The 13,614-nt window shown below is 27.2% G+C and carries 10 protein-coding genes and 1 other annotated feature; of the genes, 7 read left to right on the top strand and 3 right to left on the bottom strand.

From position 1 onward, the window contains the following. Window positions 1–283 precede the first annotated feature (283 nt). The 3 genes from QX51_RS01245 (at window position 284) to QX51_RS01235 (ending at window position 4,442) form a co-directional block, all read left to right on the top strand. Window positions 284–1,129 carry a sulfurtransferase gene (locus QX51_RS01245; protein WP_039678090.1) on the top strand — a complete coding sequence of 282 codons (846 nt, stop codon included), beginning with the start codon at window positions 284–286 and terminating at the stop codon, window positions 1,127–1,129. A 55-nt stretch (window positions 1,130–1,184) separates the two neighbouring features. Further along, complete coding sequence (locus QX51_RS01240; protein ID WP_039678089.1) at window positions 1,185–2,759, top strand: nitrite/sulfite reductase; 1,575 nt, start codon at window positions 1,185–1,187, stop codon at window positions 2,757–2,759. 192 nt (window positions 2,760–2,951) lie between these two features. Beyond that, window positions 2,952–4,442 (top strand): phytoene desaturase family protein, encoded by a 1,491-nt coding sequence (locus QX51_RS01235; protein WP_039678088.1) that lies wholly within the window; start codon window positions 2,952–2,954, stop codon window positions 4,440–4,442. Between the two features lie 44 nt (window positions 4,443–4,486). On the opposite strand, the gene QX51_RS01230 is transcribed toward QX51_RS01235, so the two are convergent. Together QX51_RS01230 and QX51_RS01225 are read right to left on the bottom strand one after the other, a co-directional pair. After that, the gene (locus QX51_RS01230) at window positions 4,487–5,131 is read right to left on the bottom strand and encodes an undecaprenyl diphosphate synthase family protein (RefSeq protein WP_039678087.1); all 645 of its coding nucleotides are present in this window, start codon (window positions 5,129–5,131) and stop codon (window positions 4,487–4,489) included. 277 nt (window positions 5,132–5,408) lie between these two features. Further along, window positions 5,409–5,843: a DUF2383 domain-containing protein gene (locus tag QX51_RS01225; protein ID WP_039678086.1), complete on the bottom strand. Its 435-nt coding sequence runs from the start codon at window positions 5,841–5,843 to the stop codon at window positions 5,409–5,411. Between the two features lie 170 nt (window positions 5,844–6,013). Between QX51_RS01225 and QX51_RS01220 the strand changes: the two genes are divergently transcribed. The 4 genes from QX51_RS01220 (at window position 6,014) to QX51_RS01205 (ending at window position 12,081) form a co-directional block, all read left to right on the top strand. Beyond that, the gene (locus tag QX51_RS01220; RefSeq protein ID WP_039678085.1) at window positions 6,014–9,181 is read left to right on the top strand and encodes a DEAD/DEAH box helicase; all 3,168 of its coding nucleotides are present in this window, start codon (window positions 6,014–6,016) and stop codon (window positions 9,179–9,181) included. 182 nt (window positions 9,182–9,363) lie between these two features. Further along, on the top strand, window positions 9,364–10,101 hold the full coding sequence (truA, locus tag QX51_RS01215) for a tRNA pseudouridine(38-40) synthase TruA (protein WP_039678084.1): 738 nt from the start codon (window positions 9,364–9,366) through the stop codon (window positions 10,099–10,101). Between the two features lie 18 nt (window positions 10,102–10,119). Next, a complete protein-coding gene (locus QX51_RS01210; RefSeq protein WP_039678083.1) occupies window positions 10,120–10,548 on the top strand; it encodes a GNAT family N-acetyltransferase in 429 nt (142 codons plus the stop codon). A gap of 52 nt (window positions 10,549–10,600) precedes the next feature. Continuing rightward, window positions 10,601–10,814: a binding site (T-box leader), on the top strand. Between the two features lie 61 nt (window positions 10,815–10,875). Next, window positions 10,876–12,081 carry an argininosuccinate synthase gene (locus QX51_RS01205; protein ID WP_039678082.1) on the top strand — a complete coding sequence of 402 codons (1,206 nt, stop codon included), beginning with the start codon at window positions 10,876–10,878 and terminating at the stop codon, window positions 12,079–12,081. A 52-nt stretch (window positions 12,082–12,133) separates the two neighbouring features. On the opposite strand, the gene QX51_RS01200 is transcribed toward QX51_RS01205, so the two are convergent. Beyond that, entirely contained in the window at window positions 12,134–13,384 is a 1,251-nt protein-coding gene (locus tag QX51_RS01200; RefSeq protein WP_039678081.1) for a cation:proton antiporter, read from the bottom strand. Window positions 13,385–13,614 lie beyond the last annotated feature (230 nt).

Below are 13,614 nucleotides of genomic sequence, written 5' to 3'. Positions count from 1 at the left end.
ATTCCCTTTTATATATAATTTTTTAAAAAAATTAGATTACAATAACAATGCAAAATAGTATATTACTATTCATACTATTAAAAAATTTAGTTAAAATTAAAAATGAATATTAAAATAAATAAGAGGCTACTATTTAAGTAGTCTCTTATTATTTATATAATGGTTATAATTACTTAAGTTGAAACAGTGGTAATTTTGCTAATATTGTAATAAAACGTTATCTTGTAGTATAATGTTTAATAATTAAAAATTATTAAAGAAATATATTTTAGGAGAGAGTAAAATGTCAAATATGGTAAATGCCAAGTGGCTAAAAGAAAATTTAAATAATGATAAATTAGTTATAGTAGATTGTAGATTTTCACTAATGGACAAAGAATATGGAAAAAGAAGTTATGAGGAATCTCATATTCAGGGAGCTGTAAGAGTAGATATAGAAACTGAATTATCTGCCCCTGTAAAAGAACATGGTGGTAGACATCCACTTCCTTCTGCAGAAGAATTAAAAACTACTTTTGAAAATATAGGAATAAATAATGACTCTGTAGTCGTAGCTTATGATGAAGGTGACTTAGCAGGTCCTGCAAGACTTTGGTGGATACTAAAATATTTAGGACATAATGAAGTTTATGTGTTAAATGGCGGTATAAAAGCCTTTGAAGAAATTGGTGGAAAAACAACTAGTGAATCTACTTCAGTTAAAAAAGGTAACTTTGAACTAAATGTAAATGAAAATATTAGAGTTGACATGGAGTATGTAAGAGAAAGATTACATAAAGACAATGTTGTTATAGTAGACTGTAGAGAAAATGGTAGATACAATGGTGAATTTGAACCAGTAGATAAAAAGGCTGGTCATATTCCAAGTGCACTAAATTATTTCTGGATGAATATTTTAGATAAGCAAGATGACAGATTAACTATGAAAAAAGAAGAAGACTTAAAAGAATATTTTAATAAGTTAAACAACTATGATGAAGTAATTATTTACTGTGGTTCAGGTATAACTGCCAGTCCTGTAAGTTTAGCACTTACTGAAGCTAATATTGATCATAAATTATACGCAGGAAGCTTTAGTGATTGGATTAGTTACGAAGAAAATAAAGTAGATACAATAGAAGATAAATAGATTTATTACTTTTGTAAACAATATATAAGAATATATTTTTAAAGAGGTGATGATTATGCATAATCTAGAAAAAACTAAAGAATTATTTCTTAGTGAAATACCAAACTTTAAAGAGCAATGTTTAAAGCTTTTAAATGGTGATTTATCTAAGATGGATTATAAAGGAATATCAGGAGGATATGGGGTTTATGCCCAAAGAGATCAAAAATCATTTATGATAAGACTCAGATTTTCCAGTGGTGTAGTAACTGTGCCTCAATTACATAAGGTATATGAGTTTGCTAAAAAATATAATTTAGATGGAATACACTTTACCACAAGACAAGCAGTACAACTACATGACTTAGATGTGGACGGAATTTGTGACATAATGGAAGAAGGTATTAAAAACAATATATTTACACGTGGAGGTGGGGGCAACTTTCCAAGAAATGTTGGATTATCACCACTTTCTGGTGTAGATACAGACGAGGCCTTCGATGTTACACCTTATGCAGTAGCAACTGATAAACATTTTATGAGTAAAATTACTACTTATCATTTACCTAGAAAACTTAAAGTTTCTTATTCTTCTTGTCCAATGGATGCAGCTCACACTACAGTACAAGATTTAGGATTTTTAGCTGTAATGAAAGAAGATAAGCCTTACTTCAAAGTTTTTGTTGGCGGAGGTCTTGGTAAAAACCCTGCAGTTGGTCTAGAATTAGATGAGTTAATCGAGCCAAAGGATGTACTGTATTATGTGGAAGGTTTAACTAAGCTATTTATGGATGAGGGAGATTACTCAAACAAACATAAAGCAAGAGTTAGATATATGGTTTATAGACTGGGAGAAGAAGAATTTATTAAAAAATTCAAAGAATATGTGGCCAAGGAAAAGGAAAATAATAACCTTGATATTCAACTAGAAAATGTAGATTATCCTAATGATGGTGGAGTAAAAACAGATATTAAAGATTGTAGATTATTCCCACAAAAACAAGAAGGATACTATAGTGTTTATATTCATCCAATAGGAGGTCAATTAAAGCTTGATGATTTAAATAAATTATTAAATACGCTAGATAATTGCAAACATGCATCTATTAGACTTGCCATGACAGAGGGTATATTTATTATAAATCTTGATGGAAAAGAAGCAGAAAACTTACTTGAAGTTAGTAAAGATTTTAGTGGATGTACTAGTATAGAGAAAAGTATTTCTTGTATTGGTGTGCCAAGATGTCAAATGGGAATTCAAAATAGCCAAAAGATGCTACATGAAATTATTGACTACTTTAAAGCAAATTGCGATGGTGATTACACTATTCTTAACGCTATGCCAAGAATTTATATTTCAGGATGTATGAACTCATGTGGTGTGCATCAAATAGGTGCCATAGGTCTTACAGGTAAAAAGAAAAAAGTAGATGGTGAAATGTGTGATGCTTTTGAAATATTTATAGATGGTGATTTTGAATATACAAAAACAAGACTTGGTAAATCTTTAGGTGATTTCAAAGCAGATGATATACCAAAAATGTTATTTGAAATTGGTGAAAAAGTTGCAAATGCAGATATGGATTTCTACACATATTATGCATCTAATGAAGATGAAATAAAAGATATAACTTCAAAATATAATATTTAATATCTGTAAAAACTGATACATAATATGTATCAGTTTTTTATTGATGTTTTTTAACTTTAACCACACAAAATAGACTACCCATAAATTAACTTAAAGGTGCGAATTTTAATTAATTATAAAGACATAATATAAATATAATATTGCAAAGTAAACTTTAATAAGAATAAATAATATGCTGAGAAGGGATAATTTATGGATAAAAAAACAATTATTATTGGTGGAGGAGTAGGAGGGTTATGCAGTGGAATAAGATTATTAAGTAAAGGTTACACTGTAACTTTATTAGAAAAAAACGAAAAATTAGGAGGAAAAATTAATATAATTGAAAATAGTCAATTTAAGTTTGATTTAACTGCTTCAGTTGTAATGACTCCTAAAATTTATACTGATATATTTAATGATGTGGGAAAAAACTATAAAGATTATTTTAAACTACATAAGTTAGATCCTATTTATAAAGTATTTTATCATGATAAGACTTGCTACAACTACTACAGTGATACTAACAAAATGATTAATGAGTTGGAAAGTTTAGAAAAGGGGCTATCAGCTGATTTTTATAAATTTTTATCAAAATCTTATGAAAAATACTTTATAAGTAAAGATAAAATATTAAATCAACCTATGATAAATTTAAAAGAAATTATTAATTTATCATTTATAAAAAGCATGTGTAAAATTAACCCATTACCTTCTACTTATAAATATCTTAACAAATTAATATCTAATGAAAAATTAAAAAATTACTTGCTTTTTACCTCCATGTACATAGGTGTAAATCCTTATATAAATTCAAATATATATACATTAATACCAGCTATATCACATTTATATGGACTTTGGTATATAGATGGAGGACTATATGAATATATTAAATCTTTGGAGAAGTTATTTGTGGACTTAGGTGGAGAAATAGTTACAAATCGTGAAGTAAAAAAAATACTTATAGAAGATAATGAAATAAAAGGTGTAAAAGTAAAGAATGAAGTAATAAGCTGTAATTTGGTAATTTGTAATGCAGATTATCCTTATGTAATTAATAACTTGCTAGATGATGAATTATCTGAGGGTAAATATGCTAAAAGTAATTTAACTAATATTGATTACTCCTGTTCTGTATTTATTTTATATTTAGGTTTAGATAAAATTTACACTAACTTAAGTGTTCATAATATTTATATAAGCAAGGATTTTAGAAGTAGTATAGAAGGACCTTTTAATGGTAAAATTTCTTCTGATCCATCATTATATATATATTACCCTGGATCAATTGACCATACATTTAGAACAAATAATCATTCATCCATGAATATTATGCTACGTGTTCCTAACTTATCATTCAATAGTATAAAATATGATGATAATCAAATTAGAAAGGTGAAAAAATATATCTTAAATAATTTGAAAAATATTAAGGGACTTGAAGATGTAGAAAATCATATTTTATATGAAAATTATTTAACTCCTCTAGATTTAAAAAATAAATTTAATTTATATTATGGAAATGCATTTGGTATAAGTCATAAAATAAGCCAAAGTGCATATTTTAGACCTCATCTAAAATCTAAGAAAGTAAAAGGATTATATTTTATAAACTCGTCAACTCATCCTGGAAATGGAGCATCTGTAGTAATAGATGGTAGTAAGGTTTTATGTGAAGTGATTGAAAATAATAAAAAATAAGTGTTTTGCAAAATAGCAAAACACTTATTTTATTAGATCAAATCTTATCCACCAAGAGTAACATCTTGTTTATCGTACCATTTCAAAGCATCATAAAAATCTTGATCTTTAAAATCTGGCCACATATTATCTACAACATAAAAATCTGAATATACAGATTGTACTGGTAAAAATCCACTTAATCTTCGTCTGCCACCCCATCTAATAATTAAATCAATACGGGATATTTCATGTGATTTAAGCCTAGTGTCAATATGTTTGCCAAAAGGACAAAATTCTTTTCTAAGATTCAAGTCCCATGCCCAACCATAATGAATTAAAAAATTTACTTTTATTCCACCTTTTCCAAATTTCACTCTTTCTTTTGTAAATGGAAGAAGTTCTAGTGGAAAAGTATGAGGAGAAGTATCTCCTACAACTAAGATTTCACAATCTTCTTTTGTCAAAAGCATAACGGATTCAACACAAGCCTTAATAAAAGCTTCTTTTTGAATAGTTGGACGTTTAGTATTGTCTACAGTATAACCATAGAAAGTAATTTCTTCTATATTTTCCTTTTGACATAATTTGAAAAGTTGTAACCCTGGATTAATTCCATGTTCATAACCTTCTTCTTTTGATAAGTTGTTACTTAGTGCCCAACGCCTATTACCGTCGGGAATAATACCTATATGTTTTGGTGCTCTCATAATGCCTCCATATGTATTAGAATTATTTATTTATTCTTCCCAAAATAATAATAAATACACATTAACGCAGAAAAATCCTCATTATAATGAGGATTCATCTGTGTATATATGTTTTAATGATTCTCCATGAGTCACCACACCGTTTATTATATAAAACGGAGAAAACATATTTAATAGTAGCTTATCTTTCCGATCAATTAGATAAGTTACTATTTAGTGTCCCTATATTTATAGTTTATTGTGAATTGATAAAAATTACCACACTTTTTATTAAAATTTATAAAAAACTACGTAAATCTTTTGAGAAATTTTCTTCTATCTCTACTAAATCATAACATAAACCTTTAATACTTTCCATGGCTGAATCATATTCATTCATATATCTGCAAATAGATTTAATACCCATGTTGCAACCTTCAGTCATTAAATCAGCAATAGTTTTATCATGTTCACCCTTAATAAGCTTCATATTAACTTTAGCCCATGACATGGCTTTCGCCAAAGGGTTTGGCTCTTTTTCATCATCATTAAATTTTTTTAATTCTTTTTCTATTTTTTCTTCCAACTTCTCATGGTCTTTTAAATATTTTTCTAGAATAAATAAAAGTTTTTTATCATCAACTTTTTCTATAACACTATTTATTCCATCAATGCCCATCTTAACACCAGAACTACATTCTTTTAATAAATTTATAGTATCTTCATTTGCCACTTTAACCACTCCTTATAAGATTCTATTTTTATTATGCCAATAATTTTTTTTTTTAACCATAAATTATTGGTATACCAACGTATTGGAGAAGTTTTTTTTAGTATGGTCATTGAAGTAGTTTAATAACAGTTATATAATGAAATTTATAATACTTAGAAGCAGGTGAAATGATGGACTTTAGAATAGTAAATGATATATTAATTAATAATACTGACAAACTAAGATTGAGTAGAGGACAAGAGTATTATAAAGATGGATATGTTCAAGAAATTAAATATAATAATGAAGATAAAGTTTTAAATATTGATGGTAAAGTAGCTTCTGCTAATCATAACACTGTATATTATCCAGCTATTACAATAGATTTAAAGAATAAAGAAATAGTAAATACAATTTGTACTTGTGAAGACTATAAAAATAAAAGTTCCTTCGGAAAATATAACATATGTAAACATATTGTAGCTTCAACGCTATATGTAGTTAATTTATTAAAATCAGATATAATAAGTAACTTAAAACAAACAACAATTGTATTAAAAAATGATAATAAAATAAAAAGAAATAAAAATTATATCAACAAAGAACTACTAGATTATTTTAAAAATAAAGAAATAGAAAAAGTTAAACTAGATGTAAGAGTAGAGTATATAGGGGAGAACAGTGTAGCTTGTGACTTTAAAATAGGTATAGATAAAATGTATGTTATGAAAGATTTAAAAGAGTTTGCTTACTCTAGATTAGAATCAAAAGACTTAATATTTGGTGTGGATTTCCTATACAATCCATTAAATAGTTATTTTGAATATGAAGATGAAAAAATAGTTCAAATGATAGAAGAATATGGAATGGATTTATCTTATAATTTACCACAAAAAAACTTTAAATATTTAACTGTCAAAGGCTCTAATGTTAGAAGGCTATTTGAATCACTTTCTTATAGAAGTTTTGATTTTAAATTTAGAAATATGTACTACCGCCCAAGTGTTATTGAAAGCAATCTTCCTATAGACATAAATTTAGAGTGGAATAATAATGAAGTCATATTAAAATGTGAAGATAAGCTTCCTTTCCCCATATCATTAAAAGGTGATGTGGTCTTTTATAAAGGAGATATCTATTTATTAAATAGCGAAAACGGTATATATTATAAAAAACTTCACGCTATATTAAGTGAGTTTAAAGAAGTAAGCTTTCCGCTAGAAAATGTAAGTCAAGTTTTAAGTGACATGATACCTAAAATAGAAAAAATTTGTGATCGTGTAATTATAGATGAAAAAATAAAAAATAATATTTCTAAGGACTTAAAAATAAAATACTTCTTTGACTTGGAAGATAGTAATGTAACATGTAAAATTTCTTTTTCTTATAATGAAGATAATAAAAAACAATTTGTTATAAGAGACTTAGAAAAAGAAAATGAAGCTATTTATAGATTATATTCCAATTACTTTGAAAAAGATAAGGATAAATATGTATTTAAAGGAAAGGATAATCAGTTATATGATTTTTTAAATAGTGAAATTAATAGACTTAAAAATATTGGAGAAGTATACTACTCTGATAAATTAAAAGAAAGAAAAATCCATAATTCTTCTGCTTTTAGAGTAGGTTTAGGAGAGGAAATTAATCATTATTTAGATTTTAATTTTGAAATCGATGGTGTAGACCCTCTAGAATATAAAAATATTATAAAAGCATTTAAAAGCCATAAAAAATATTATAAATTAGGTAACGGAGACTTTATAAATCTTGAAGATAATGAAACTAAAGAAATGTTTAAACTTATGGACAGCTTAGGTTTTACTGACAATATAAAAAATATGAAAATACACTCAAGTAAAGCCATGTTCATAAATCATCTCCTTACGGAGAAAAAGTTGCCTTATATTTCTGGAATCGAAAATATGAATAATATTATTGAGAAATTCAGAAATATAGACAAAAAAGAAATTAAAATTCCTGACGGACTAAATGCAACCCTACGGGATTACCAAGTTGATTCTCTTAACTGGTTTGAAACTTTAGATTATTTAGGTTTTGGTGGGATTTTAGCAGATGAAATGGGGCTAGGTAAGACAATACAAACAATTACTTTCCTATTAAGTAAGCCAAATAGAAAAACTTTAATAGTAACTCCAACATCTTTAATTCATAACTGGAAAAGTGAGTTTGAAAAGTTTGCTCCATCTTTATCAGTGGGAATCAGTCATGGACTAAAAAAAGAAAGATTAAATATAATTAAAAACATTAATGATTTTGATATTATATTAACAACTTATGGTTCACTTAGAAATGATATAGAAGAATACGAAAAGCTTCATTTTGATTATTGTATTATAGACGAAGCTCAAAATATAAAAAATCCATTAGCTTCTTCTTCTGATGCTGTAAAATCAATAAATGCAATTAATAAATTTGCCTTAACTGGAACGCCTATTGAGAATAATTTATTAGAACTATGGTCTATTTTTGATTTTATTATGCCAGGTTACTTATATAGTTTAACTAAGTTCAATGCCATATTTATAAAAGACCCTGAACAAGTGGAAAATCTAAAAAGAATGATAAAACCATTTATTCTTAGAAGAACAAAATCACAGGTTATCAAAGAGCTTCCGCCTAAAATAGAAAAAGAGTTTTATGTGGAAATGGGCAAAGCTCAAAAAAATACCTACGGCATTTATGTTGAAGAAATAAAGAAAAGATTACAGGAGAAAAAGGATATTAAAAATAAAATAACCATATTTTCATATCTTACGAAACTTAGACAATTATGTTTAGACCCAAGCATAATTGTAGAAGGATACAAAGGTAAAAGTGCAAAAACTGATACTTGCTTGGAAATAATAAAAGATTATATTGAAAAAGATAATAAAATCCTAGTATTTTCTCAGTTCACTTCTGTTTTAAAAAATATAGGTAAAAGACTAGATAAAAATCATATTAATTTTTATTATTTAGATGGAAGTACTTCTGCAAAAGATAGAATAACTTTAGTGGATAGTTTCAACAATAATAAAGAAATAAAAGTATTTTTAATTTCTCTTAAAGCTGGAGGAACTGGTTTAAATTTAACATCTGCAAATACAGTAATTCATTTTGACCCATGGTGGAATCCATCAGTAGAAAATCAAGCAAGTGATAGAGCTCATAGAATTGGTCAAAAGCAAGTGGTAGAGGTTATAAAATTAATTTCCAAAGGAACAATAGAAGAGAAGATAGTAGAGCTTCAACAGAAAAAATCAGAATTAATTCATGATATGATTGATGGAAATTTAAATAATACAAATGTATTAAGTAGTTTATCAGAAGAAGAATTAATTGATTTACTTAGATAATATCAATATATCTAGTAACTTACACTTAAATTGTTAAACTATTTAAGTGTATTAACATTGACAATAAAATAATTTAAGTATAATATGAAATAACAATTCTATTTATAAAATTTGCTTTTCTAATATAAAAAGTTACAAATTAAAATATAGATAAAAAATATAATTCTAAAAGGAAAAACAATATGAGAAATATAAAAATGATCGTACAATATGATGGAAGCAATTTTAAAGGTTTCCAAAGATTAAAAGATAATGATAATACTGTGCAAGGTAAAATAGAAGATGTTCTTAACAAACTTACTAATGAGTCTATTGAAATAATAGGTTCTGGAAGAACAGATATGGGTGTTCATGCAATGGGTCAGGTTGTAAACTTCAAAACTGATTGTAGTGAATCTGTGGAAAAAATTCAAAAGTATTTATATAAATATCTACCTGAATCTATAGTTATAAAAGATATAGAAGAAGTAAATGATAGATTCCACTCTAGATACAATGCTAAATCTAAGGTTTATTTATACAAAATAGATAATAATAAATTCCATAATCCATTTTTTAGAAAATATACAGCTCATATTACTAAAAAATTAAATCTAGATCTTATGAAAGAAGCTAGTACTTATTTAATTGGAGAACACGATTTTTCAAGCTTCGCTTCTTCAAAATCAAAAAAGAAAAGCCATGTTAGAACAATTGAATCTATTGATATAGTTGAAAAAAATAACATGATAGAAATATATGTTAAAGGTGATGGATTCTTATACAACATGGTAAGAATAATAGTTGGAACCTTAATAGATGCAGGTCTAGGTAAAATAAAGCCTACGGCTGTAAAAGAAATTTTAGAAGCTAAGGACAGAAAAGTAGCTTCTGAAACAGCACCAGCAAAAGGTCTATATTTATTTAAAGTTCAATATTAATTCTATGGGGGGATGTATTTGAATAATTTAACTATAAAAAATGGAAATCAAGAAGACTCTGATTATATTATTGAAAAATTAGTAGAATACAACTTATCAAAAGTACCACAAACACAAGAAGTAGCCTATGTATGGCTAAATAAAATCGTAGAAAATGATGATAAAGAAGTTGTAGGTGGAATTCTTGCCAAAATGTATTGTTGGAATGTTATTTATATCGATGCACTTTGGATAAATGAAAACTATAGAGGCTTCGGTCTTGGTGAAAAGTTATTATTTGAAATAGAAAACATTGCAAAAAAAGAAAAGTGTTATTTAATCCACTTAGATACTTTTGATTTTCAAGCTAAGAACTTTTATATAAAAAACGGATATGAACTGTTTGGTGTCTTAGATAATTGTCCCAAAGACCATAAAAGATTCTTTTTAAAAAAATATTTAGAATAGTTGACAATAATTAGAAATTCAACTATTATTTAAACATATTAAATTAAATATACAAAATTCAGTGAAAAAGAGAAGTAACTTAAAATTTGTATTTATAGAGAATTGGGGATGGTGGAAGCTCAATAATATAATTTAAGTGAATAGAGCTTTGGAGAAGATTATCTGAAAATAGTATGATAATAGGTAGCCTTGCCTTAAAAGGAAGAGTGAATAGTATTTATAAATGCTATTAATTAGAGTGGTAACGCGGTAAATTCGTCTCTTGGTTAATTCCAAGGGACTTTTTTTATTGAAAAAAACAAGGGAAATAAAAGGGGGACAATAACAATGAAAGAAAAAGTAGTACTAGCATATTCAGGTGGATTAGATACATCTATAATAATACCATGGCTAAAGGAAAACTATGATATAGATGTAATTGCTGTTTGTGCCAATGTGGGCCAAGATGATGATATGGATAAAATACATGATAAGGCTATTGCAAGTGGTGCCATAAAAGCTTATTGTGAAGATTTAAAAGAGGAATTTATAACTACAACAATTTATGCAGCTATAAAAGCTGAAACAAAATATGAAGGAAGATATTTACTTGGGACTGCTCTTGCAAGACCAATAATAGCTAAAAAATTAGTAGAAATAGCTCAAAAAGAAGGCGCTAAATATATTTGTCATGGATGTACTGGAAAAGGAAATGACCAAGTTCGTTTTGAAGGTACAATAGCAGCTCTAGATCCATCTATTAAGGTAATTGCACCTTGGAGAATGTGGGATATAAAATCTAGAGAAGATGCAATCGACTATGCATCTGAACATAATATACCAGTCGTAGCTACTAAAAAGAAAATTTACTCTGTTGATGATAATTTATTTCATGTATCAACAGAAGGTGGAGATATAGAGTGTTTACAAAATGAGCATAATAAAGATATTTATAAAAAGACAAAATCACCAGAAGATGCTTGCGACGTGGCAGAATATGTAGAAATATATTTTGAACAAGGTGTTCCTAAGAAAGTTAACAATGAAGAATTATCTCCAGTCGAACTATTAGAAGCTTTAGATAGTCTAGGATGTAAACATGGCATAGGAATAGTAGAAATATTAGAAAATAGATTAGTTGGAATGAAATCTAGAGGAATATACGAAACTCCAGGAGGAGAAATACTATACACAGCTCACAACTACTTAGAAAGTGCAACACTAGACAAAGATTCTCTTCATTTAAAACAAAGATTATCTCTAGAATATGCTGACTTAATATATAATGGAAAATGGTACTCAAAAGCTTGTAGTGCAATAACAGCTTTCATGGATGAAACTCAAGAAAATGTAACAGGTTCAGTAAAACTTAAACTATACAAAGGAAATATAAAACCTGCTGGAATATTTACTGAAAATGCATTATATGATGAAAGTATTTCTTCATTTGGTGACAGTGAATTATATGATCATAAAGATGCTGAAGGATTTATAAACTTATTTACCCTTCCACTTAAAATTAATGCAATGAAAGATAAAAAAAATAGTAAATAAAATTTCCTCATATGTAAAAAGTCTACTTAATTAATAAGTAGACTTTTCTATATTAAAATTCAGTATCTTTTATAGCCCCCATATTTAGGTCTATACTATTTAACTCTGATTTTTCCCACTTAGTTTTATAAGTATATGACATCTTTAACAATATGGGAGACAATATAGTAGTAGCAATAACCACAATTAAAATTGGAGCTAAAACAGTAGTATTAATTAATCCTGCACTAAATCCTTTATTAGCAACGATTAAAGCTACCTCACCTCTAGATACCATCCCTATCCCAACTTGTAGAGACTCTCTATTTGTATATTTAAATAACTTACACCCAAGTCCGCAACCTATTACCTTTGATATAACAGCTACCATAGTAAGGACAACGGCAAATAATAATACAACAACACTCATATTAGGAAGTACTACCTTTAAACCAATACTGGCAAAGAATATGGGTGCTAAAAATGCATAGGATACTGTATCTAGTTTCTCTTCAATATAATATTTCTTACTAAGAGGTGATAAAGTAAGCCCTGCTATAAAAGCACCAGTTATATCTGCCACACCGAAATATGTTTCTGATATATATGATAAAAATAAACAAAAAGCAAATACTGCTATTACATAACGTCTCTTATGCTTTGCATCTTTATCAAGCCAATTTTTAAATATAATATAAAAGATGCCACAAGAGATAGCAGCAAATATGAAAAATAAAAATATTTTCATTAATACTTCAGCTATATTTACATTAGGGTCGGAAAAACTAATAACTATTGTCAATGCAATAATGCCAAGTATATCATCAATAATTGCCGCCCCTAGTATGGTATTTCCTACCTTAGAATTTAATTTCCCCATTTCTTTTAGTGTTTCAACAGTTATACTAACTGATGTTGCTGTAAGAATAGTTCCTATAAATATATTTTGAAGAAATACACTTGAACTATCTCCAAATATCATTATTCCTTGGCGATTAAAATACATTGCAACTAAAAATCCACCAACAAGTGGAACTATAATTCCCAAAATAGCAGTAACTAAAGATGCTTTTCCTGAATGTTTCAGTTCACTTATATCTGTCTCCAAACCAGCAAAGAACATTAACAAAATTACACCTATCTCAGCTAACTGAGTTAAAAACTCTGTTTCATGAACTATATTTAAAACTGCTGGTCCTAAAATCAAACCAGCAAATAAAGCTCCAACTACCTGAGGCATTTGACACCTTCTAGAAATTAATCCACATAACTTAGTAGAAATTAAAATTAAAGCAATATCTAAAATATAACTATATGACTCCATAATACTTCTCCTTTACTAAACAAATAATTAGATACTAAGACAATGCTTAATATCATCATCTTAGTACACAAGTGCTAATATATCAACAATTAATAAAATTTTAACTAGTTTTTGGTAATTTATTTAAAATACTAATAAATTATAAGGATTAACATTTTTATATTATTAAATAAATATAGATTTAGTTCATTTTTGTTGTTTAAAAAACACATACTACAAAAGTTCAAAAA

The organism is Terrisporobacter othiniensis, from assembly GCF_000808015.1.
Lineage (GTDB): Bacteria > Bacillota > Clostridia > Peptostreptococcales > Peptostreptococcaceae > Terrisporobacter > Terrisporobacter muris.
The sequence above is the reverse complement of the archived record's forward strand: the minus strand, read 5'-3'. Positions and strand labels throughout refer to the sequence as shown.

What these genes read in the sequence shown, in the direction of transcription:
- QX51_RS01245 (WP_039678090.1), top strand. Translation starts at nt 284, where the DNA reads ATGTCAAATATGGTAAATGCCAAGTGGCTAAAAGAAAATTTAAATAAT.
- QX51_RS01240 (WP_039678089.1), top strand. Translation starts at nt 1,185, where the DNA reads ATGCATAATCTAGAAAAAACTAAAGAATTATTTCTTAGTGAAATACCA.
- QX51_RS01235 (WP_039678088.1), top strand. Translation starts at nt 2,952, where the DNA reads ATGGATAAAAAAACAATTATTATTGGTGGAGGAGTAGGAGGGTTATGC.
- QX51_RS01230 (WP_039678087.1), bottom strand. Translation starts at nt 5,131, where the DNA reads ATGAGAGCACCAAAACATATAGGTATTATTCCCGACGGTAATAGGCGT.
- QX51_RS01220 (WP_039678085.1), top strand. Translation starts at nt 6,014, where the DNA reads ATGGACTTTAGAATAGTAAATGATATATTAATTAATAATACTGACAAA.
- truA (WP_039678084.1), top strand. Translation starts at nt 9,364, where the DNA reads ATGAGAAATATAAAAATGATCGTACAATATGATGGAAGCAATTTTAAA.
- QX51_RS01205 (WP_039678082.1), top strand. Translation starts at nt 10,876, where the DNA reads ATGAAAGAAAAAGTAGTACTAGCATATTCAGGTGGATTAGATACATCT.
- QX51_RS01200 (WP_039678081.1), bottom strand. Translation starts at nt 13,384, where the DNA reads ATGGAGTCATATAGTTATATTTTAGATATTGCTTTAATTTTAATTTCT.